At 64.7% G+C, this 21,399-nt stretch carries 27 protein-coding genes; 26 read left to right on the forward strand and 1 reads right to left on the reverse strand.

The window, feature by feature from the left end; all coding sequences use genetic code 11:
• Positions 1-295: 295 nt before the first annotated feature.
• Positions 296-811, reverse strand: a complete 516-nt coding sequence (locus tag NKH01_RS29670) for a hypothetical protein (RefSeq protein ID WP_353023763.1) — start codon at positions 809-811, stop codon at positions 296-298.
• On the opposite strand from NKH01_RS29670, the gene NKH01_RS29675 reads away from it, so the two are divergent.
• The 26 genes from NKH01_RS29675 to NKH01_RS29800 all read left to right on the forward strand — a co-directional run bounded on the left by NKH01_RS29675 (position 792) and on the right by NKH01_RS29800 (position 21,359).
• Entirely contained in the window at positions 792-1,097 is a 306-nt protein-coding gene (locus NKH01_RS29675; RefSeq protein WP_353023765.1) for a hypothetical protein, read from the forward strand. The two genes, NKH01_RS29670 and NKH01_RS29675, sit on opposite strands and share 20 nt — an antisense overlap.
• Positions 1,094-1,303, forward strand: coding sequence for a hypothetical protein (locus NKH01_RS29680; RefSeq protein ID WP_353023767.1), 210 nt, complete (start codon positions 1,094-1,096; stop codon positions 1,301-1,303). Before NKH01_RS29675 ends, NKH01_RS29680 begins: the two co-directional genes overlap by 4 nt.
• Before the next feature lie 118 nt (positions 1,304-1,421).
• A complete protein-coding gene (locus NKH01_RS29685) occupies positions 1,422-1,913 on the forward strand; it encodes a hypothetical protein (protein WP_353023768.1) in 492 nt (163 codons plus the stop codon).
• Positions 1,910-2,413: a GcrA family cell cycle regulator gene (locus NKH01_RS29690; protein WP_353023770.1), complete on the forward strand. Its 504-nt coding sequence runs from the start codon at positions 1,910-1,912 to the stop codon at positions 2,411-2,413. Before NKH01_RS29685 ends, NKH01_RS29690 begins: the two co-directional genes overlap by 4 nt.
• Positions 2,410-2,934, forward strand: coding sequence for a hypothetical protein (locus NKH01_RS29695; protein WP_353023772.1), 525 nt, complete (start codon positions 2,410-2,412; stop codon positions 2,932-2,934). Before NKH01_RS29690 ends, NKH01_RS29695 begins: the two co-directional genes overlap by 4 nt.
• A complete protein-coding gene (locus NKH01_RS29700; protein WP_353023774.1) occupies positions 2,931-3,131 on the forward strand; it encodes a hypothetical protein in 201 nt (66 codons plus the stop codon). The genes NKH01_RS29695 and NKH01_RS29700 overlap by 4 nt, the downstream gene beginning before the upstream one ends.
• Positions 3,128-5,839, forward strand: coding sequence for a DNA methyltransferase (locus NKH01_RS29705; protein WP_353023776.1), 2,712 nt, complete (start codon positions 3,128-3,130; stop codon positions 5,837-5,839). Before NKH01_RS29700 ends, NKH01_RS29705 begins: the two co-directional genes overlap by 4 nt.
• A complete protein-coding gene (locus tag NKH01_RS29710; RefSeq protein WP_353023778.1) occupies positions 5,836-6,096 on the forward strand; it encodes a hypothetical protein in 261 nt (86 codons plus the stop codon). Before NKH01_RS29705 ends, NKH01_RS29710 begins: the two co-directional genes overlap by 4 nt.
• Positions 6,089-6,388, forward strand: a complete 300-nt coding sequence (locus NKH01_RS29715; RefSeq protein WP_353023780.1) for a hypothetical protein — start codon at positions 6,089-6,091, stop codon at positions 6,386-6,388. Before NKH01_RS29710 ends, NKH01_RS29715 begins: the two co-directional genes overlap by 8 nt.
• The gene (locus tag NKH01_RS29720; protein ID WP_352649871.1) at positions 6,381-6,674 is read left to right on the forward strand and encodes a hypothetical protein; all 294 of its coding nucleotides are present in this window, start codon (positions 6,381-6,383) and stop codon (positions 6,672-6,674) included. Before NKH01_RS29715 ends, NKH01_RS29720 begins: the two co-directional genes overlap by 8 nt.
• Positions 6,662-6,907, forward strand: coding sequence for a hypothetical protein (locus tag NKH01_RS29725; protein WP_353023782.1), 246 nt, complete (start codon positions 6,662-6,664; stop codon positions 6,905-6,907). Before NKH01_RS29720 ends, NKH01_RS29725 begins: the two co-directional genes overlap by 13 nt.
• Positions 6,907-7,146 (forward strand): hypothetical protein, encoded by a 240-nt coding sequence (locus NKH01_RS29730; protein WP_352810033.1) that lies wholly within the window; start codon positions 6,907-6,909, stop codon positions 7,144-7,146. Before NKH01_RS29725 ends, NKH01_RS29730 begins: the two co-directional genes overlap by 1 nt.
• A 56-nt stretch (positions 7,147-7,202) precedes the next feature.
• Entirely contained in the window at positions 7,203-7,961 is a 759-nt protein-coding gene (locus NKH01_RS29735) for an HNH endonuclease signature motif containing protein (RefSeq protein WP_353023784.1), read from the forward strand.
• The gene (locus NKH01_RS29740; RefSeq protein ID WP_353023786.1) at positions 7,958-8,341 is read left to right on the forward strand and encodes a hypothetical protein; all 384 of its coding nucleotides are present in this window, start codon (positions 7,958-7,960) and stop codon (positions 8,339-8,341) included. Before NKH01_RS29735 ends, NKH01_RS29740 begins: the two co-directional genes overlap by 4 nt.
• Complete coding sequence (locus NKH01_RS29745) at positions 8,338-9,558, forward strand: phosphoadenosine phosphosulfate reductase domain-containing protein (protein WP_353023788.1); 1,221 nt, start codon at positions 8,338-8,340, stop codon at positions 9,556-9,558. The genes NKH01_RS29740 and NKH01_RS29745 overlap by 4 nt, the downstream gene beginning before the upstream one ends.
• Position 9,559: 1 nt before the next feature.
• A complete protein-coding gene (locus tag NKH01_RS29750) occupies positions 9,560-10,804 on the forward strand; it encodes a P4 alpha zinc-binding domain-containing protein (RefSeq protein WP_353023790.1) in 1,245 nt (414 codons plus the stop codon).
• Positions 10,805-10,821: 17 nt separating this feature from the next.
• Positions 10,822-12,624: a DNA primase family protein gene (locus NKH01_RS29755; RefSeq protein ID WP_353023792.1), complete on the forward strand. Its 1,803-nt coding sequence runs from the start codon at positions 10,822-10,824 to the stop codon at positions 12,622-12,624.
• Positions 12,625-12,980: 356 nt separating this feature from the next.
• A complete protein-coding gene (locus NKH01_RS29760) occupies positions 12,981-13,817 on the forward strand; it encodes a hypothetical protein (protein ID WP_353023794.1) in 837 nt (278 codons plus the stop codon).
• 94 nt (positions 13,818-13,911) lie between these two features.
• The gene (locus NKH01_RS29765; protein WP_353023795.1) at positions 13,912-14,448 is read left to right on the forward strand and encodes a phage tail protein; all 537 of its coding nucleotides are present in this window, start codon (positions 13,912-13,914) and stop codon (positions 14,446-14,448) included.
• Between the two features lie 142 nt (positions 14,449-14,590).
• Positions 14,591-15,220, forward strand: coding sequence for a hypothetical protein (locus NKH01_RS29770; protein WP_353023797.1), 630 nt, complete (start codon positions 14,591-14,593; stop codon positions 15,218-15,220).
• Positions 15,217-17,331, forward strand: a complete 2,115-nt coding sequence (locus NKH01_RS29775; RefSeq protein WP_353023799.1) for a phage terminase large subunit family protein — start codon at positions 15,217-15,219, stop codon at positions 17,329-17,331. The genes NKH01_RS29770 and NKH01_RS29775 overlap by 4 nt, the downstream gene beginning before the upstream one ends.
• Positions 17,313-18,923, forward strand: a complete 1,611-nt coding sequence (locus NKH01_RS29780; protein ID WP_353023801.1) for a phage portal protein — start codon at positions 17,313-17,315, stop codon at positions 18,921-18,923. The genes NKH01_RS29775 and NKH01_RS29780 overlap by 19 nt, the downstream gene beginning before the upstream one ends.
• On the forward strand, positions 18,923-19,210 hold the full coding sequence (locus tag NKH01_RS29785) for a hypothetical protein (protein WP_352810051.1): 288 nt from the start codon (positions 18,923-18,925) through the stop codon (positions 19,208-19,210). The genes NKH01_RS29780 and NKH01_RS29785 overlap by 1 nt, the downstream gene beginning before the upstream one ends.
• Positions 19,201-20,124 (forward strand): S49 family peptidase, encoded by a 924-nt coding sequence (locus NKH01_RS29790; RefSeq protein WP_353023803.1) that lies wholly within the window; start codon positions 19,201-19,203, stop codon positions 20,122-20,124. Before NKH01_RS29785 ends, NKH01_RS29790 begins: the two co-directional genes overlap by 10 nt.
• Before the next feature lie 2 nt (positions 20,125-20,126).
• A complete protein-coding gene (locus NKH01_RS29795; protein ID WP_353023805.1) occupies positions 20,127-20,657 on the forward strand; it encodes a hypothetical protein in 531 nt (176 codons plus the stop codon).
• Positions 20,658-20,693: 36 nt separating this feature from the next.
• Positions 20,694-21,359 (forward strand): head decoration protein, encoded by a 666-nt coding sequence (locus tag NKH01_RS29800; RefSeq protein ID WP_353023807.1) that lies wholly within the window; start codon positions 20,694-20,696, stop codon positions 21,357-21,359.
• The last annotated feature ends 40 nt before the right edge of the window (positions 21,360-21,399 follow it).

Consider the following 21,399-nt stretch of genomic DNA (forward strand, 5'->3'; position numbering starts at 1 on the left):
ATGATTAAGGGTTGTACTCGTATCAAAATGGGACACCGGGAAAAGCCCGATCGGTGTTGACAGACCGAAAGGAAATTGTTCCTATTCGGGGGCCGATGGGTTTTGGAGGCGGGATCTTGATCCAGTATGGACCGCGCGAGAGGACGCGCGACGAGGTGATGGCGAAATTGCGGTCGATTGCGACTTCGCCTCAGTCGAGAGCGGCTGCAATCACCAAGCGCATCTATCGTGATACGCGTTCAATCGCTGAGGTCATGAGGGAAATGCACGGCGGAGATTGGAGCGTCGAGATCGATCATGACGACTGCTTTGTACTCATTTCTCGCGACTTGCTGCCGACCTGACCATAGACTGTCTTCTGAAGCAGTTTGAGCGCGCGGCTCTGGGTCTCTGGTGGCGCCTTCACAAGGTCGGCGAACACTTCGGCGAGCTGCGAGACCATATCCGGCGTGGCGGGCTTGGAAGCGCCATTCGTCGTATCTGATTCGCCTTTATTGCCGTAGAGATACCAGCCGGGGCTGTGTCCGAACACCCGTGCATACTTTTCGGCAGCCTTTTTGGAGATCGGCCGGTTTCCGTTCGTGTTGCTGATAATCAGATCCTGGCTAATCTCAAGGGCGCGCCGATGCGCGCGCCAGGCGTCGGTCGGCTTGTCGTAGCCAGCCTCTTTGATCGCCTGCATCAACCGGTGCTTCTGTTCCGTCATTCGTACAGTTTGGCCGATCTTTATCGTCCAAGGTGTACGATTTTCATTTGACGACGTGTCGTACGTAATGTACGAGACTGGGTTCATGAGCGAGCCGTCATCCATTTCTGACCTCATTGCGAACTGGCGCACCATTGGCGAGTTCGCCGCCGATGTCGGTTGCGGTTATGAGGCGGCTCGCAAAATGCGCGACCGCGAGAGCATTGCGCCCGAGCATTGGGCCAACGTGATCTGCGCCAGCGAGGCCAAAGGCGTCACCGGCGTGACCTATGAATGGCTCGCGGCCCGCCGTGTTTTCGATGCCGCTCGCCCCGGTGGCGTCGCGGCCGGTCCCGAGAAATTCCCCCAAGCCGGGACCGGCCACCTTTCTCGCAGCGAGGCGGCCGAATGACATCATTCGTTCGCATGGTCCGCTGCTCGCCTTCGCTAACCTTGCTGCCGCCGCCGGCTGAGCCGGTGCGCCGGCTGCCGCCAAGGACCCTGCGGCTGTTGAAACTGCTGGCCGCCTTCGCCCGCGAGCACCCTGCCGATCTCTTGGCGCGCCTGCTGCGCGACGAGGCGAGGCGGATGCTGCGCCTGCCGAGGGAGCCGCCGTGAGGCTGTGAATGCGGGTTTTCATGCCCGCGAGTTGAACCGCTTTCCACTACGTCCCGCCATGGGAAATGCAGCCTGCATTTCCCACGCCGGGAAAACTGTGCCCGGAGCAGGTGCGAACATGGCCGAAATTTCCAGTCAGTGGTTTTACCGCCTCAAGGCAGCGCAGCGCGACCTGATCGAACGCTGCGGCACGATCGAGCGCGCAGCGGCCATCGCCTCGCTGTCGAAGAGCCAGATGGGCCGCTTCAACAATGCCGGCGATCCCGAGCTGATGCCGCTTTCGGCGGTGCTTCTGCTCGAAGCCGAGTGCGGCACGCCATTGGTCACCAGCGTCATGGCGGAACTGAACGGCCGCCGTCTTGCGGATGCCGATGCGCCGGGTGCCGCCAACGCCACGATGATGGCGGCGCATGCCGATGTCGTCGTGCAGTTCGGCGAGCTGATCGCCGCCGCCGCCATGGCCTTTGCCGACGGAAGGCTGACGCCGGCCGAGCTTGCCGGCATCGACCGGGGCGCTTCGAAACTGGAAATCGCGGTTGCCGAACTGCGCAAGGCGGCGGCTGCGGCGCGCGGCGCCGGTGGCCTCAGCCTGGTCGGCGGTGCCGCATGAGCGACTGGTCCGCCGCAGACCTGCAGGCGCTCCGCGATCTGGCAGGCCAAGGGCTTTCCGCCGCGCAGATTGCGGCGCGCCTTCCGGGAGACCACAGCCGCAACGCCGTCATCGGCAAGCTGCAGCGCGGCAAGGGCAAATTTGGCCAGTTGCTCGGCCAGCCGAAGAACCAGGCGATCGGCCGGGCGACGCCTAAGACCGAAACGCCGCCCAAGCGGAGATATCGGCCGGTGCGCCGCGTCGTCGCTGCTCCTTCTGTCGAGCCGCCGCCAATCGAGCGGCTGTTCAAGACCGAACCTGTCGCCAACCTGCCGGCGACGCTGCCGATCACCTTCCTCGCCGCGGTGATGGCGAACCGCTGCCTGCACTATGCCGGCGACTGGTTTGCGCCGGGCGTCCCCGACATGCCGGTCTGCGGCGCCGAACGCGCTGACGTGCTGGAGACGCGCTATTGCCGCCGGCATCTGATGAGTGAACGCCAGCCGAGGGTGGCGGCATGAACCCCTTCGGCTTTGAAACCATCTATGGCGTCGATGGCGAGCACGCGACGCCGTTCCTGACGCGCCTCCGGATCGGCCGGCTGCGCCTGCACATCTTCCATCGCGGCGATGCCGACCCCGATCCGCATGATCATCCCTGGGATTTCTGGACCTTTCCGCTGACCGCCTATGTCGAGGAGGTCGCGCTGCCTTTGGCGCGAGCCGGCTACATGGTGTTCCGCCATGTCGTGCCGGCTTGGCGCTGGTCGTACCGGCCGGCCGAACACACGCATCGCGTGCTTGGTCGCTACGATCTGCCGGCGACGATGGACGCCATCATGGATCCGTTCGTCTTCGGCTCCGGCCGGGCGGCGCCGCAACACCGGCCGGGCAAGATCGTCACCATCGTCTGGCAGGGCAAGTCGAACCGAAAATGGGGTTTCTTGCGCAACCGCGACGGCAAATGGTGCTGGACGCCGTGGCGCGAATACGTCTTCGGCGGCGGCAAGCATGCGCCGTGTGAGCCGAGGGGCGATGCATGAGCACGCTGGTCGACCCGGAACTGAAGCGGCTGGTGCTGGATGATGCGCTTACCCAAGGCGCCACGCCCGACCTTATTTGCACCATCGAGACAATGCTTGACGACGGGCGCTTGCTGCCGGTGAGGCTACCGGACGGTTCGCTTGGGGTCCGTGTAGGCAAGCGCGACGTCGCGCCGAGCGCAGGGATGCTGCAATGACGGCGCATCCCGATTATGCCGAATTCCTGAAAGCAAAAGTGCGGCTGGCGCCGTCGCTCGGCTTCGACGTCGACAAGGCGACGATCAATCCGCTGCTGAAGCCGATGACGCAGGCGATCGTGCCTTGGGCATGCCGCGGCGGCCGGCGCGCGCTGTTCCTGCGCTTCGGCCTGCACAAGACGTCGACGCAACTCGAGATCCTGCGCCAGTCGATGATGCATGCCGGCGGCCACGCGCTGCAGGTGGTGCCGCTCGGCGTCAGGCATGAATTCTTCCTGGAGCAGGCGGAGCGGCACCCCGACATCGAGCTGAAGTTCGTCAACCGCCCGGGCCAGATGGAAGAAGCCAACAAGCCCGGCCCAGGCAGGAAGCTGATCCACCTCACCAATTACGAGCCGATCCGCGACGGCAAGCTCGACCCTTGCCTGTTCACCGCCGCAGCGCTCGACGAGGCGGCCTGCCTGCGCGGCTTCGGCGGTACGAAAACGTTCCGCGAATTCATGGCGACCTTTGCCGGCGACGATCGCAAGACCGGCCGCAAGCATGCCGGCGTGCGCTATCGTTTCGTCGCCACCGCCATCCCCGATCCGAACGAGTATATCGAGTTGCTGGCCTATGCGGCCTTTCTCGGCGTCATGGATGTCGGCGAGGCCAAGACCCGCTTCTTCAAGCGCGACAGCACCAAGGCCGACCGGCTGACGCTGCATCCGCACAAGGAAGACGAGTTCTGGCTGTGGGTGGCGAGCTGGGCGCTGTTCGTGCAGAAACCGTCCGACCTCGGCTATTCGGACGAGGGCTATGAACTGCCCGAGATCGACGTGCGCTGGCACGAAATCCCGTCCGACCATAGCACTGCCGGCGCGGACAGGTCGGGCCAGGCGCGCATGTTCGCCGACGCCGCGCATGGCGTCGTCGACGCAGCGCGGGAGAAAAAGCGCAGTCTCGATGCTCGGGTCGAAAAGATGCTGGAAATCCGCGCCGAGGATCCGGCGGCGCACCGCATCATCTGGCACGATCTCGAGGCCGAACGCGTGGCGATCGAGAAGGCCATACCGACCGTCAAGGCGGTGTGGGGCACGCTCGACGACGATTTGAAGGAAAAGCGCGTCGTCGGCTTCGCCCATGGCGAGTTCGCCGAACTGGCGACCAAGCCGGTGATCAGCGGCTCCGGCTGCAACTTCCAGAAACATTGCTGGTGGAACATCTATCTCGGCATCGGCTTCAAGTTCCACGACTTCTTCCAGTCGCTGTTTCGCACCCAGCGCTTCGGCCAGACGCGCCGGGTACGCGCCGACCTGATCCACACCGAGGCCGAGCGCGGCACAAGGCGCGAGCTGGAGCGCAAATGGCGCGAGTTCGAGGCCCAGGCCGAAAAGATGTCGGCCATCATCCGGCAATACGGGCTGGCCGAACAGGCCATGGACGGCGCGCTGAAGCGCTCGATGGGCGTGACCCGGCGCGAAGCGCGCGGCGAAAACTACCTGATCGTGCACAACGACACGGTCGAGGAAACCCGGTCGATGGCTGAAAACAGCGTCGACCTGATCGTCACCTCGATCCCGTTCTCGACGCAGTACGAATACACCCCGTCCTTCAACGATTTCGGCCACACCGACAGCGACGCGCATTTCTGGGCGCAGATGGATTTCTTGACGCCCGAGCTGCTGCGCGTGCTGAAGCCCGGCCGGCTTGCCGTCATCCATGTCAAGGACCGGATCGTACCGGGCGGGGTCAACGGCTTCGGCTTCCAGACGGTCAATCCATTCTCCGACGATTGCTCCGCGCATTTCCGCCGGCACGGCTTCGCCCTCATGTCGCGCGTGACGATCGGCACCGACGTCGTGCGCGAAAACAACGGCACCTATCGGCTCGGCTGGAGCGAGCAATGCAAGGATGGCACCCGGCAGGGCAACGGCATGCCGGAATACACGCTGACCTTCCGCAAGCTGCCGACCGACCGCTCCAACGGCTACGCCGACCAGCCTGTGGTCAAGCAGAAGCCGCTGTCCTTCACCGATCACACCGAGCAGCCGGACAAGGCGCTGCCGCTGGGCGAGGGCGTGCACACCCAGATGTTCGAACGCGCGCTGCGCAGCGTACCCGGCACCGGCTATTCGCGCGGCCGCTGGCAGATCGACGCGAACGGCGTGTGGCGCTCCAGCGGCGACCGGCCGCTGCTGCCCGACGAGCTGCGCCGCCTGGTGAAACTCGACGCCAAGCTGATCTATCGCGGCTGGAAGAAATGGGCGGAAGAAAACGTCTACGACCACGCACTGCATGTCGAATTTGCCGAGGTGCTCGACGCCGAAGGCAGGCTGCCGCCGACCTTCATGATCGCGCCGCCGCATAGCGACCATCCCGAGATCTGGACCGACGTGGCGCGCATGCGCACGCTCAACATGTTGCAGCAGCGGAAGGGCCGGGAAATGCATCTCTGCCCGCTGCAGTTCGACATTGTCGAGCGGGCGATCGAGCAGCATTCCATGCCCGGCGAGACGGTGTTCGACCCGTTCGGCGGCATCATGACCGTGCCCTATTGCGCGCTGCGCATGGGCCGCAAGGCTGTCGCGGTCGAGCTTAACCCTGACTATTTCGCCGACGGCGTCACCTATGCCGAGATCGCATCCGGAGGCGGGCAGGGGCCCGGCCTGTTCGACCTGATGGCGGCCGAGCAATCCGCTGCTGAAATGGACGAGGCTGCGGAATGAACCTCGCGCCGATCGTCACCGACGCCTTCGATCCCAGCCATGTCGATTTCGACGTGTTCGCCATGTTCCTCGAGGCGCGCCGCGTCCATCGCGGCAAGACGCAACGGCGCGTCGCCAAAGAGGCCGAGGTCGAGCTTGACGCCGTGCTGCGCGCCGCCCGCGGGCGCTATCCCGGCAGCTATGAGTTCTTCGCGTTGTGCGACTGGATCGGCGAGGAGCCGGCGCTCTTCCTGAAAAGGGAGTACCGGCATGGGTAGGCTGGCCCAATACGACTTTCGCGGGCTCGGCCGCCTGCTGCGCGCGCGGCTGGAGGATGACGGTCGCGGCTGGCGCGTCTGCGCCGCCGAGATCGGCGTCTGCGCGTCAGACCTGTCGCGCGTCTGCAACGGGCAGAGCGTGTCGGCGCCCAAGGCCATCGCCGTCTGCGACTGGCTGAAGCTCTCCTTCCGCGCCTTTTACGACCCGCCGCAAACCGCCGATCCGGAGCGTGAAACACCGGATGTGTTTCACGGGAAGAGCACTGAAACAGAGGGGCGGGCAGATGGCTGATGATCCCAAGCGCTACGTCTATTGGGTGCAGCTGGTCAACGGTTTCGGGCCCAAATCAAGAGCCTTCGTCGTCGTCTTCGAATGCCTGCATGCCACGACGGCCGATATCGACCGCGAGATGCGCCAGCACGGTGTCGTCAACGGCTCGCGGCTCGACACGGTCGACGACGGCAAGGGCGGCCGGCTGATCCGCAACCGCGCCGATTTCATGTTCGGCGTCGCCGGCCTCGTCTCCATCCAATCCTATCACAAACCATGCTGGGAGCCCGACGAATGGCCACTATGACCAAGCCGCTGCCGGGTTTCGGCAAACCAGGCAGCATCGACCCGAAGCAGCTGTTCAAGCTGCCGCTCGCCATGCAGGCGGAGGGCATCCGGCTGCTGTTCGAGATGGGGCTCAGCCCGAACCAGGTGAAAGCGCGGCTCGGCCTGTCCGGCGGCACGATCGACCAGATCCTCGACAAGGCGCGCCCGTTCACGCGCGGCGGCGACGTCAATGTCGTTGCGGAGGGCATGTGATGAAAAACAGGCTGTCTGACCTCAACAATCATCTGTTCGCGCAGCTTGAGCGCCTGTCCGACGAAGACCTGACTAAGGAGCAGATCGAGCAGGAAGCGACGCGGGGTGAGGCCATTGTCGCTGTCGCCGACCAGATCATCCGCAATGCCGCTCTGCAGATCAGGGCAGCGGAACTTGTCGCCGAGTATGGCTCTGACCCGGCGCCGTACCTCCCGCAAATCGAGGGCAAGAGCTCATGAGAGGTGGCCGCATCAGTTATTCCGCCGTCGAGATGGCGTGGCTGGAAAGCAATCGCATGATGGTCATCAGCGACTACCATCGGGCGTTCTGCGCCATGGCCGACCGTCAGGATGTGTCCGCCGCGCATCTTCACGGGCTTCGCAAGCGCAAGGGGTGGAAGGTGGGCCGCGCGCCCGGCCGGTTTGCGGGCCGCCACCTGCGCTACTCTGCCGCCGAGATCGCGTGGCTGCGCGACAATTGCACGATGGAAGTCAACTCTTGGTGCGCCGCATTCCAGGAGTCGTTCGGCCGGGATGATGCCACGCCCGCCAAGTTGCACACTTTGCGCAAGCGCATGGGCTGGAAAACCGGCCGCACCGGACATTTCGACAAGGGGCATGTTTCGTACAACAAGGGCAAAAAGATGCCCTTCAACGCGAACTCGGCCGAGACGCAATTCAAGAAGGGTCAACTGCCGCAAAATTATCGCGGTCCGGGGCACGAATCGACCGACGACGATGGCTATGTCTGGATCGTCACCGACCAGCCAAACCCGTGGACGGGCGCCTCAACGTGGCGCGTCCACAAGCATCGCTGGCTTTGGGAGAAGGCAAACGGCCCAGTGCCGGAAGGCCATGTTCTCAAATGTCTTGGCGACAAGGCGAATACCGATCCCTCGAATTGGGAGTTGGTGCCGATTGGGCTGTTGCCTCGGCTCAATGGGAAATCTGGCCGCCGGTACGATGCAGCGCCAGCCGCGCTGAAGCCGACAATTATGGCCGTGGCGAAACTGGAGCATCGCGTGCGGGACAAGTTTAGAGGTCGCGCTGCATGACATCGCTCGCCTCTCAAAGCCAACCCAGCCTCTTCGATGCCCTGCACAGACCGCCGGTAATCTTGCCCGTCGATAAGGACGGGCATGTTTTGCAAGGAGAACCCGACGCGACGTTCGTCCTGCCGCACAAGCGCATGGCTTGGGATCAGGCGACAATCGAGCTTCACCGCCACGACAACGGCCTGTGGATGTGGTCGACGAGCTTCAATTGCGACAGTCGCGGCAGCAGCTACAAGGTCGGCGCGAAATGGGGGAAGTTCGCCGAGAGCAAGGCCGACGCCCTGTTCTATGCCGTCCGTGAGATCGAGGGTCGCCTCGAAGATGTCGATGGCCCTACTGCGGCGCTTATCTTGAACTGGGCAAGGGGTTTGGTCGCATGATCTCGCCCCTTCAGCCGACTCTCTTCGAAGGAACAAAGCGTCTCGTCTACGACGAGGCGATCGAACTCACATTGCAGTCGCTGCAGGCTTATGGCACCGATCATCCACATTGGGGCATCGCATGGTCCGGCGGAAAAGACAGCAGCGCGACGCTGACGCTGATCGTGCACCTGATCGATGTCGGCCGGATTGCGGCACCAAAGACGCTTACCGTGTTCTATGCCGACACGCGGCAGGAACTTCCGCCGTTGGCCATTGCGGCCGCGCGGATCATGGAGCAGCTGGCCGAACGCGGCATTCGCTGCGAAGTCGTCTGCGCCCCACTCGATAAGCGCTTTCTGGTCTATATCCTCGGTCGTGGCGTGCCGCCGCCGAACAACAATACGTTGAGATGGTGCACACGCCAGATCAAGATCGATCCGATGTCCGAGGCCCTTGAGGCGCGCCTCGACGAGCTTGCCGGCAACATCCTTATGATCACCGGCGTGCGGCAGGGTGAAAGCGCAATCCGAGATCAGCGCATCGCCATGTCCTGTGGTAAAGACGGCGCCGAATGCGGGCAGGGGTGGTACCAGCAAGTCTTACCGAATGCGAAGGGCATTAGAGGCCGCCTGGCGACGCTGGCGCCTTTGCTCCATTGGCGTGTCTGCAATGTGTGGGACTGGTTGCGCATCTATGCGCCGATGCGGGAATATGGCGGCTGGGCGACAGCTGCTATCGCTGATGCTTATGGTGGCGACGAGGCGAATGAGATTAACGCCAGAACTGGCTGTGCTGGCTGTCCATTGGCCAGCAAGGATCTCGCACTCGACACCATCGTAGCAACTCCGGCTTGGGCATACCTTGCCCCGCTCAAGGGCCTCAAGCCCCTTTATCGCGAACTGCGGCTCCCGAAAAATCGGCTGAAAAAGACAGGTCTTGAATTCCGCAAGGATGGTTCAGCTGCGGCTAATCCGCAACGCATGGGGCCGCTGACGTTCAAAGCTCGGCTGATGGGCCTCGATCGTTTGCTTGGCATTCAGAACCAGGTGAACGAAGTCGCGCTTCAGATCGGTCGGCCCGTGATCGATATGCTCAATGCGGAGGAAGAGGCCAGAATTCGGGAACTGATCGCTGCCGAGACTTGGCCGCAAGGATGGGAGGGCGACGAGCCGACGGCGGATACGCCAATGGGCACGGTTTTCAGGGACGGCTCTGTTCAGCCGCTTCTGTTCTGACATGAGCGAAGCCACGAAACTCTTCGTCGAAGACGCACGCGCGGTGTCGATCGAGGCCGCGGCCAAGATCCTCAATCTCAAGTTCAAGCGGACCGGCGTCGAGCATCCGCAGCCATGCCCGCATTGCGGCGGCACCGATACCTTTGCCTTCAACACCAGCAAGAAAAAATGGAACTGCCGCGCCGGAGGCATCGGCGGCAACGATGCTATCGGCATGGCCGCCCATTGCGAAGGGCTCGACGTCAGGCGACGCGATGGTCTTCTCGAGGCCTGTTCGATCGTTCTCGGCCGAGACATTCCGGAGGAGGGCGAGCGCGAAAGCGAGGAGGATCGCCACGCGCGCAAGATGCGGCTGGAAGAGCGGCGCCTGCAGAACGAGGCCGCCTTTGCCGAGCGGGCTGCCAGCCAGGACGAGTTTCGCGAACGCGAGCGGCAGAAGGCGCGCGGCATCTATCAGTCGCTGGCCGCTCTGTGCAAAGCGCCACAGATGCATGGCCGCTTCTATCTGCGGCATCGTTGTGGCGGCTATCCCGACGCCACCTGGCTGCGCGTTGGCGCCGACGTGACCTACTGGCACGGCCAGGACGAGCGCGGCAGTCCGGCCGCGCTGTATTCGGGCCCGGCTATGGTCGCACCCTTCATCATGCCCGACCTGGTGCCGATCGGTTGCCATATCACCTGGATCGACCTTGATCGGCCGCCGAAGTTCCGGCCTGATCTGGTCGATCCGACAACCGGCGAATTGCTGCCGGCCAAGAAGATGCGCGGCTCGAAGAAGGGCGGCCTGATCCCGATCGCCGGCCATCCGCAATGCAGCCGCTGGGTCGGCGGCGAAGGCATCGAGAACGGCGTCGCCTTCGGTGTCTGGGAAGGCTGGCGCGAGGACACGTTCTATTTCGCCGCCGGCGATCTCGGCAATCTGGCTGGCCCGGCCGATCCCTCGTCGCGCTTTGCCCATCCGGCTCTGAAGAAGCCTGATGCCAAAGGCGTCCCACGGCCGGTGATGATCGCTGGGCCGGTGCCGAAGGCTGACCAGGACACCGACGATGCCATGTGGGTGGCGGACCACGTCGGCGAGCTGGTGCTGCTGGCCGATGGCGATTCCGAGCTGGTGATGACGGCGGCCGCCATGGCCAGGGCCCGTGCGCGGCATGCGCGGCGGGGCCGGCTGATCCCGATCGTGTGGCCGCGCGAGGGGTATGATTTTTCGAGCATGGCGGCCGCGGCCGTTGCGGGGGATTTGTGACCAAAAAGAAGAAAAGCATGCCCGACGAGGTCGCGGCTGTTCTCGAGGAAGCTGCGCGCCAGGCGGCAGCCGCCGGGCTGCCCCGCACCCCGCTCGATCTCGATGCAGGTGTCGCGGAACTGGAGGATGGCGAGCCGGGCACCGGCCCCCGCCATGGCAGCAAGGTCGACCTGGAAGTGGTCAAGGCCTGCGCCGGCCTCGACCATTCCGACACAGACAATGCCGAGCGGCTGCTTGCCCATTTCGGCGAGGATCTCTTGGTGCGGGCCCAGTCCAAGGCGCGCAAGGCCGCCTATGCGGTGTGGACGGGCACGCATTGGGATATCGACACCGGCGAGCCGCGCGCGCTGGCGGTGGCGCAGAATGTCGGAGGCCGCATCGCGCTCGAGGTCGAATATATCGATCACACGCCGGCGGAGAAGCACGCGATCGAGCGCGGCGCCGAGGCGTTGAAGATCGCCGAGGAGGAGCGCACGCCGGTGCAGCGCAAGCTCGCCAAGCTGGCCGCGACCGCCAACGCCAACCTCGCCAAGCGCGTCAGCCGGCGCATGAACCATGCCGTCTCCTCGAAGAACAAGGGCCGCCTCGAGGCGATGCTGGCCTGTGCGGCGCCACATATCCAGCGCGGGCCCGACGAATTCAACGCCGACCCGCTCAAGGTGGCGCTTGCCGGCCATACGCTTTGCTTTCGGCGCACCACGAAGCGCGTCCGCAACCCTGCTTTCGATGATCCCCCGGACTTCGAAGAACAGGACAGCCGCGAGGAGCTGCCAGAGTTCATCCATGTTGCCGATGCCGAGCTCAAGGTTGTCGAGGGCCATCGGCGGCAGGATATGATCACGCAGCGTGTTCCGGTGCCCTATGACCCGAAGGCGAAATGCCCGCGCTGGGATGAATTCCTGCGCGACAAGCTGCCGCTCGACGAAGTGCGCCGCATGGTCCAGGTCGCGTCGGGCCTCGGCCTGGTCGGCGTCACCGTGCAAAAACTGTTCTTCCACTATGGCAAGGGTGCCAACGGCAAGTCGGTCTACATGGAAACGCTGTGCAGGCTGCTCGGCGAGGTCGCCGTCACCCTGCCATCCGAATCGTTCATCGGCGAGGGTAAGGCGGGCGGTGCCGCCAATCCCGACATGGCGCGGCTCTATGGCCGACGCTTCCTGCGCGTGAAGGAACTGCCGGAAGGCGAGGATCTCAGGGAGAACCTGGTCAAGGACCTGACCGGCGGCGAGCACTTCACCGTGCGCGACCTGTTCGAGGGCTATTTCGACTTCAAGCCGGTGTTCACCGGTCACATGTCGGGCAACGGCTATCCCAAGATCACCGGCACCGACAACGGCATCTGGCGGCGCATGGCCGTCATCCACTGGTCGAAGATCATCGCCGAGGCCGACCAGCGCGAGTTCGAGGAAGTGGTGGCCGAGTTCGTGCCGGAATATCCGGGCATCCTCAACTGGCTGATCGAAGGGGTGATGATCTTCCTGCGCGAAGGCTTGGTCATCCCCGACGCGGTGCGGCTGAAGACGCAGGAATACCGCGACGAGATGGACCGCACCTCTGCCTTCTGCGCCCGCTGCGTCATCCCCGACAGCGCGGCCGAGCTGACCGCCAAGGAGTTTTACCAGGCCTATGTCGACTTCACCGTCGACGAGGGCGGCAAGCCGATCTCGCTGACCGCCTTCGGCCTGATCATGAAGAAGAAATATGACCGCATCGACGGTCGCGTCGTCGTCTATCGCGGCGTCAGGCTGGTCGACGTGCCGGCCTCCAGGCAGGGCAATCTCGGCTCAGGTTCATCCGATTTCGAGGGCCATCTGCGATGATCCCCGCAACCCCTTCCAGACGTGTTGCGCATGCCCGCAAACTCATGCGCGCCTTGAATTCATTCGGTTTTCCGGCGCGACAGTTGCGATAGTTCGCGACACTTCGCGACAGTTCATACAGCGAGAATAGAGTAATGAAATCAAGTGCTTGCACCAGTTTGCACCAGTTTTCCGCCGTCTATAGAGGTGGGGAAGGGGAGCGGGGAAACGAATTTCTTGCGTCTATGGGCTGCAATAACTGTCGCAACTCCCGCGTCTTCCTGACAACGAATTGAAATCCCTCAATAAACTATCGTCTCAAACTATCGCTAAACTATCGCAAAACTCTCGAAAACTATCGCAAGGGAATTAGAAATATGAAAACCGTGACCATTGAGGAATTGCTGACCTGGGCCTTTGTCCATGAATTGCCGAAGGGCGGCGGGGTTGACGGGCTGGACAATGCCAACTCGGCCTGGCGGATGCTGGAGGCCTCGTCATGGGGCAAGATCACCAGCTTTGCCGAACTGGGCGCCATCGTCGACAAGGGCAGGGGCGATACCGAGAATTACTGGATCGAGCAGGGCGAGCCGCATGACGACGCGGTGGCGGTCGGGCGCGCGGTGGCCGGCCTGTCGCGCTGCGACGTGGCGGTGCCGGCAGGCTGGAACGCGCTGGCCGACTGGCCGGACAGCGAAGGCATGGCCGAGGCGGCCGTCGGCAAGGCCGTTGAGCGCTACATGGTCAGAACGCCGCAGCGGCGCGCCGCCGGCATCGTCAGCCTTGTCGTCGGCACGGCCATCCTCGGCCGCGAGCCGGACTTTGTCGCGGAGCCGTCCAAGGTCAGGATGATCGAACGCGGCGGCAAGCCGGCATGGTTCGTGACCAAGCGGGTAACCGACGTCAATGGCCAGACATACGATCTTGAGGTCCACGGCTATGATGAGCGCAAGCAAAGGCCGGTGAAGGGTGCCTATCGCAAATTCGAGTTCTCGACCGATCCGACCGGCGACATCCTCGGCCGGCTCGATTACCAGATCTGGGTCGCCGCGCTGCGCCGCCTCGAGGCCGAGATCGCGCTGCAGCTGACCGGGCACAGGCTGGTGTTCTCGGATCGCTCGATGACGCCGTGGCTGGATGCCGATCGAGCGGGCATAGCCATCGTCGAAAGGGCGGCAGAGCGGGCCGCGAAAAAAACTGCCTTTGCTTGTTGACGTGCGGGAGAAACTTGACATACACCTGAAGACGGTAAAAAAGAAATCACCCCGGCGCCCCAAGCGACCGGGGTTTTTCATTTGGGAAAAGGCCGTGACCGTCGAGCTTCATGTCGATGCGTCCGACTTTGCGCAGCTCGGCTGCGCCATTGCCCGACTGCCCGAACAGATCAAGGCCAAGGCCGCTGCTCGCGCCATGCGCCGCGTCACCGAAATGGCGCGCAGCCGCATCATCAAGCGCGATGCCGAGCGCATCGATATCCCGCCATCGCGGGTCAGGGCGGTGACCACGGCGCAGTTCAATGCCGGCGGCAACACGTCGGATGTGATCGTCCGCTCTGGATGGATACCGCTCTATAAGCTCGGTGCGACCCAGACGGCCACCGGCGTGCGCGTGCGATTGAGAGGATCATATCGCTCCGCCTTCATCGCCGGCATGAAGAGCGGCCATGAAGGTGTGTTCAAACGGCAGGGCAAGGCAAGGCTGCCCATCCGCGAGCTGTTCGGTCCGAACCCGGCGCATGACATCACCAACAACCCGGAGGTCTACCTCCAGGTGCTGACCGAGATCATCGAACAGAACCTGATGCCTCGCTACCTGCATGAGGTCGATCGCCTCTTGCCCCGCTGACCCCACCCCCGGTGTAGGGACCGTACCAGCGTCTCCGACCCATACGGGCCCGGGGGAGCCCGGGATTTTTCTAGTAGGCGCGTCGGAAAGCGGTACACGCAAGAACGTGTGATGCACGCGTGCCGCACGGGACACTGCACGCATGGTCATCGAAACCGACGCCGACGCCGGCGAGTGGATTTCGATCACGGACGCCGCGGCGCGTTTGAGCGCGGCTGGTGACCGGATCGACCGCTCGACCCTGTCGCGCTACCTGAAGCAGCACGCGCAAGCGTTGCCGACGCGCGAGGAGGGTAAGTCCCACCTGGTCGAGTACGGCGCGCTGGTCGCGCACCGTGGCGAGAACATCCGCCTTCGCGCGCTGCCAGTTGCCGCTCCAGGCGTCGGCAAGCAGCCAGCCAAGCCGCCCTCACGGTTCGCCGGCAGCCAGTCGGACGGCTTCGCCCGCAAGGCGCAGGCCGATGCCGAGATGCGCGAGATGGACCTCGCCAAGCGTCGCGGCGAACTGACGCCCACGGCAGAGGTCGACAAGGCCGGCCGCGACGCGATCGCGCTGATGCAAAGCGCCTTCGACCGGGCGATCGAGAGCGAGGCGGCGAGCCTCTCGGTAAAATACGGCTGGGACGAGCGCGTCGCGCGCATTGCGCTTAAAGGATTTGTCCGCGTCGGCCTCGACGACTTCAACCGCGAGATCCGCGAGCGGCTCGACCAGCACGAGCGCGAGCGCGCATCCGGCGACACCGGGCCATTCGACCAGGCCGCCCTGCAATGAGCTATCACGACGCGCGGCTGTCCTTTCCGGAGCTGCCGCATGGCGCCGAAATCCTGTTCACCGGCCTTGAGGCCGCCAGCCGGCCAGTCGCCGACCTGACCATCTCGGAATGGGCCGACCGCTACCGCGTCGTCTCGCCGGAATCGGGATCGCCCTGGCCTGGCCCGTTCAAGACCGATCGCGTTCCCTACCTGCGCGAGCCGCAGGACTGCCTGCATCCCGACCATCCGGCGCGCCGGGTCACCTGCCGCTGGGCGGCGCAGCTCGGAAAGTCGACGGCGATCGAGAACTGGTTCGGCTTCATCGTCGACCAGGCGCCCGGCTCGATGATGATCGTGCTGCCGACGCTCGAGGAAGCGACCAAGTTCAACCGGGTCAAGCTGCAGCCGACCATTGAGGCGAGCCCGCGCATCGCGCACAAGGTGATGCCGGTCAACAGCCGCGACGAGCAGGGCTCGACCACCTCGTTCAAGCGCTACGCCGGCGGCTTCTGCCAGATCGTCAATGCGGGCTCCTCCAAGGGCCTGCAGATGGTGTCGATCAAGTATCTCGCCATGGACGAGGTCACCGGCTACCCGCGCGATGTGGACGGCCGCGGCAGCCCGCGCGACCAGGCCCGCGCCCGGCAGAAGATGTATGGCGACCTCGCCAAGGAATGGGAAGGATCGACGCCCGGCGTCACCGGCGAATGCGCGATCTCCGGCGACTTCGAAGCCGGCGACCAGCGCTACAGCTACGTGCCCTGTCCGCATTGCGGCATCTATCAGGTGCTCGAATTCGATCACATGCGCGAGGCCGACCCGGCGGCCAATCTGCCGGTGCACATGGCCTGCATCGCCTGCAACGGCGCCATCCTCGACGGCCACAAGGCCGAGATGAATGCGCGGGCGCATTGGATCGCCCGCCGCGTCCATGACGGCGAGGAGAAGGTGCCGGAGGCGATCGCGCCCGAAGACATCGGCCGCTGGCGCTGCGACCCGTGCGAGGGCCGCTGCCGCGACTGGCAGCCGAGCTATCATCTGTGGGCGGCCTACGCGCCGCGCGAGCGCTTCGCCGATATATGGCACCGCTTCAAGGATGCCGAAGGCGACACGACGAAGCTGCGCACCTTCTACCAGCAGGATCTGGCGCTGCCTTATGATCCCGGCGGCGTCGCCGTCGAATGGGAAAAGATCGTCGAGGCGGCGCGCAAGTTCCCGTTCCCGCGCGGCACCATCCCAGCCGAGGCCGGCATTATCGTCTCGGCCGCCGACGTCCAGGGCTACGGCATCAAATGGTCGGTCTGGGCGATCGGGCCGCGCGACCGCGCCTGGCTGATCGACCGCCAGGTGTTCATGGGCGCGCCGGACCAGGTCGACGACGCCTGGATCGAACTCGCCGACGCGCTCGGCAAGACCTATCGCACGGCCGGCGGCGGCGAGAAGGGCATCGACATTTCCGGCGTCGATTCGGGCTTCGCCACCGATCGCGTCTACCGCTTCTGCGCCTCGCGGCCGAACGTCTACGCGCTCGACGGCCGCCACCAGATCGGCCTGCCATGGCTGGGCACGCCGGTGAAGAAGGATATTCGCGACCAACGCAAGCGCATCATCGCCAAGGTGATGCTCTATCCGGTCGGGCTTTACGACATCAAGACCTCGGTGATGGCGGCGCTGGCCAATTTCGTGCTCGGCCCCGACGAGAAGGGCAGCTGGCCGCGCAACACCATCCACCTGTCGAACGAGCTCTGCGACGACGAATTCGCCAAGGAGATGACGGCGGAGCGGCTGGTCGATCCGGACGAGGAAGCGCGCGCCACGGTCTCGCGGCGGGCGCGCAATTTGATCAGCCCGAAGGCGCCGCGCGAGTGGAAGAAGATTTTAGGCCGCGCCAATGACTGGTTCGACACCACGGTCTACGCCTTCGCGCTGGCCTGGCATCTGAAGCACAAGCGCCGGCTCAATGCCGAGCGCTGGGCCGATCTGTTGACTGAACTGCACGGCAAGCCGGCCGAGCCTGACCTGTTCGAAGCGGCCGAGGACGGGCCGTTCAAGGGCAAGACCAGAAAAGCCGATCCGGAGCGCGACGCGCGCCGCAAGGCAAACCGTGAAAAATGGGCGAAGCGAACGTGAAACTGATCGACCGGCTCCTGGGACGAAAGGCGGGCACGGATGTTTCCGCGCGTCCGCTCCCCGGCGCCGCGTTCCTGCGCGATTCGCGCTCGGCCATCATCAACACGCGCCCGGCGATCCTGCGCGACAGCCGCGATGAAATCCGCCTCGCCTGGCGACGCGCCGCCGGCCTCGCCATCGACCTGATCCAGAATTCCGGCCGGCTAAAGGGCGCCGCCGACCAGGTGCTTGCCGATACCGTCGGTGTCGAGCTGGTCCTCAACCCGACGCCTGACCTGTCAGGGCTCGGCTACAGCGATGCCGAGACGGCGGAGCTGATCAAGCTCATCAAGCGGCGCTGGAAGCGCTATGCTTGGAACCCGCGCGAATGCGACATGCGCGGCAAGTTCACCGTGCCGCAGATGATCGACATCGCGCTGCGCTGGGACATGGCCTATGGCGAGGCCACCGGCGTGATCTCCTACATGCCGATCGCGCAACGTCGCGGCTATGGCATTTCGACGGGCACCAAGGTCTGCATGGTGCCGCCGACGGCGCTGGTGCAGGACACCAACGACTATGAAGGCCTCTACCAGGGCGTCATCCACGAAGCGAACGGGCGGCCGATCGCCTACCGCTTCGAGGAGAAGGAAGGCGGCATCCGCACCAAGCGCGACTATCGCGCCTATGACGCGGCCGGCCGGCTGCAGGTGATGCACGTCTTCGACCCTTGGGATGCGACCGACGTGCGCGGCATTTCGCGCATCGCGCCGGCCTTCCGCAAGCACATCCAGCACGAGATCTTGGTCGACGCCAAGATCCAGACCGGTATCCTGCAGACCGTCTTCGCCGCGGCACTCACCAGCCCCAACCCATCGAAGGAAGCCTTCGAAGCGATCGAAGCGCTGCCCGACGACAGCGATCTGCAGGCAGATTTCCACGACTATTTCGCCGGCGCTCTCAGCCGCGCGGCGGAAGGCAAGATTTCGATCAGCGGCGACCCGCAGGTCTCGCATCTTGCGCCCGGCGAAGAACTCAAGCTGCTGACCACGGGCACGCCCGGGCCCGAGTTCCTGCCGGTGTCGGACGAGCTGTCGCGCGATATGGCGCGGGCCATCGGCATCACCTTCGGCGGCCTGACCATGAACCACACCGCGGCCACCTATTCGAGCGTGCGGATGGAGAATTCGTCGATCTGGCCCGTCGTCACCCGCCGCCGCGAGCGGATCGCTGCGCCGATCGCACAGTCGATCTACGAAGCCTGGCTGGACGAGGAGATCGGCGAAGGCCGCATCCCGTTCAAGGGTGGCTATGAGGCCTTCGCCGCCAATCGCGACCGCGTCAGCTGGGCGCTGTGGCAGGGGCCGGCCAAGCCATCGGCCGATGACGGCAAGAGCGCCAAGGCGGCGACCGAGCGCCTGGTCAACGGCACCTCGACGCTGGCCAGCGAATGCGCCGAACTCGGCTACGACCCTGACGAAGTGTTCGAGCAGCGCGTGCGCGAGCACCAGAAATATGTCGCTGCCGAAATGCCTTCGCCCTTCGTGCCGCGCAATGCCGGCCCGCCCGACACCGCCGCGCCCGAAGAGCCGGTTAAAAAGGCCGCCGCATAATGCCAATTTTGGTCAAGATCGCCGGCGTCACTGTCGACGCGGAGGACCCGTGCGCGCTCTATCAGGCGCTCTATGCGGCCAAGCTGAAGCTGATCGCCGGCGAGCGGGTCGAGGAAACCGAGGTGCGCTCGCCGGTCACCCACCAGCGCGTGCGCGTCTCGGTAGGCAGCGTCGCCGCCCTCGACGCCGAGCTGATGCGGCTTGCCGCGGCCTGCTCGGCCAAACAGGGCAAGCGTTCGCGCTACGCCAAGACGATACGCTTCGTCGGAGGTGGCTCATGTCAGTAGCCCTCGACAGGATCTGCGGGCAGGTCTTCGACCAGCCGCTGCTCTATCATCCGCAGAAGGCGGAGACGCTGGCGCGGTTGCTCGGGCCGCGCCTGACCGGTCATTCGATATCGCTGGTCAATGGTGAAGGCGCGGTCGATCACGTGGCCTTCGCCAACGGTCGCCCGTCGACCGGCGTGATCGGCGACGGCCTGGGCCGCGCCTTCGACCGCAAGGGCATTTCCACCTTCGACATGGTCGAGGGCGTTGCCATAATCCCGATCGAGGGCACGCTGGTCCACAAGGGCGGCTATATCGGCTCGTCTTCCGGCGAGACCTCCTATCAGGGCCTGCAGACGCAGATTGCCCGCGCCAAGAAGCGGGCCGACGTCAAAGGCGTCGTCTTCGAGATCGACAGCTTCGGCGGGCAGGGCAACGGCGCTTTCGATACGGCCGATGCCATTCGCGACCTGTCGAAGGCCAAGCCGACCATCGCCATCCTGACCGATTTCGCCTATTCGGCCGGCTATATGCTGGCCAGCCAGGCGCGCCAGGTCATCATGCCGGAATTCGGCGGCGCCGGTTCCATCGGCGTCGTCATGCTGCATGCCGATTTCAGCGGCAACCTCGAGCAGGACGGCATCAAGGTCACCTTGATTCATGCCGGCAAGCACAAGGTCGACGGCAATCCCTACCAGCCCCTGCCTGCCGGCCTCGCCGAACGCTGGCAGGCCGAATGCGAGGTCATGCGCGATCGGTTCGCCGGCATCGTGGCGGCCGGACGGGGCAAGCGCTTCAGCAAGGCGGCGGCGCTGAAGACCGAAGCCGAATGCTTCAACGCCGCAGAGGCCTTGCGGCTCGGCCTGGTCGATGCGGTCGGCAACGGCCAGGAGGCCTTCGCCGCCTTCATCTCGGCAGTCAACGGAAAGGACTGATCATGTCCAGCATTCTGGCGGCGGTGCGCGAAGCCATGTCCGCACCGGCCGACGAAATTCCCCTGATCGGGGATGCCACCGGCGCGCAAGCGTCAATCGAAACCCAAAGCCCCCCGCGGGCAAAGGAGACCGGAATGTCCGGAAATCAGGCGCCCGCCGCAGCGGGCATTTCGCAGGCAGAGCATGACGCGGCCGTTGCGGCGGCTGAAACCAAGGGCCACGGCGCCGGCATGAACGCCGCCACCGCGCGCCTGACCACGGCGCTTGGCGCCGACGGCGTCAAGGGCGATGCCGGCCGCATGTCGGCCGCCCTCGACCTGGCGGCGAAGTCGCCGGCGATGTCCGGCGCGGATGTCGCCGCCTTCGTCGTCGCCAATGTCGCGGCGAGCAAGCCGGCAGGCGGCGCTGACGCCGCCGCCTATGAGCAGACCCGTCTGGCCGCTGCCGGCCTGGCGCAACCGGGGCAGAAACCGGCACCCGCCGCTGGCGGGAACTGGGCGGCCTTCCGCGCCAAGCGTCAGCCGTCCCAATAATTCCGTCCTCAAACCTCAAACTCACAGGAGGGTCGAATGACCGTCTTCACCGAAGGCCGCCACCCGGCGGAGTTCGTCCTTAGCGAGGGCGACAAGAACTTCTCGCGCGACAACATCGTCATCGCCGCATCGCAGACGATCGTACCCGGTTCGGTACTCGGCAAGCGTGCGGTCGCCGCCGGCGTTGTCGCCACCGCCGCGGCCGACGCCGGCAACACCGCTGGTTCCGGCGCGCTGACGCTCGCCAGTCCCGCCGTCTCGTCCAAGGTCAAGGACGGCGTCTATAACGTCATCTGCACCGAGCCGGCGACCAACGGCGGCACCTTCGAGGTGACCGACCCGTCCGGCAAGTCGATCGGCAAGGCGACGGTCGGCGTCGCCTTCAACAAGGAAATCAAGTTCACCATCGCCGACGCGACGGACTTCGTTGCCGGCGACCGCTTCACTGTTACCGTCGCGGCCGATGCCGACGATTTCGAGTATGGCGCTCACGATCCTGCCGCATCGGACGGCCTCGAAGTTGCGGCGGCGCTGGCGCTCTATCCGGCCACCACCGGCGTCGGCGAGAGCGCCAAGATCAGCGCGATCACCCGTCACTCGGAGGTGAACGGCAAGACCCTGACGTGGAAGAGCGGCATTGCTGCCGCCGATCTCGCCGACGGTATTCAGGCACTCGCGTCGCGCGGCATCATCGTTCGCTGACGCTTCACCCATCAACGCAAAAACAGTCAGCATCCAGAGG

The organism is Mesorhizobium sp. M1403 (genome assembly GCF_040317695.1).
In the GTDB taxonomy this organism is placed as follows: Bacteria; Pseudomonadota; Alphaproteobacteria; order Rhizobiales; family Rhizobiaceae; genus Mesorhizobium.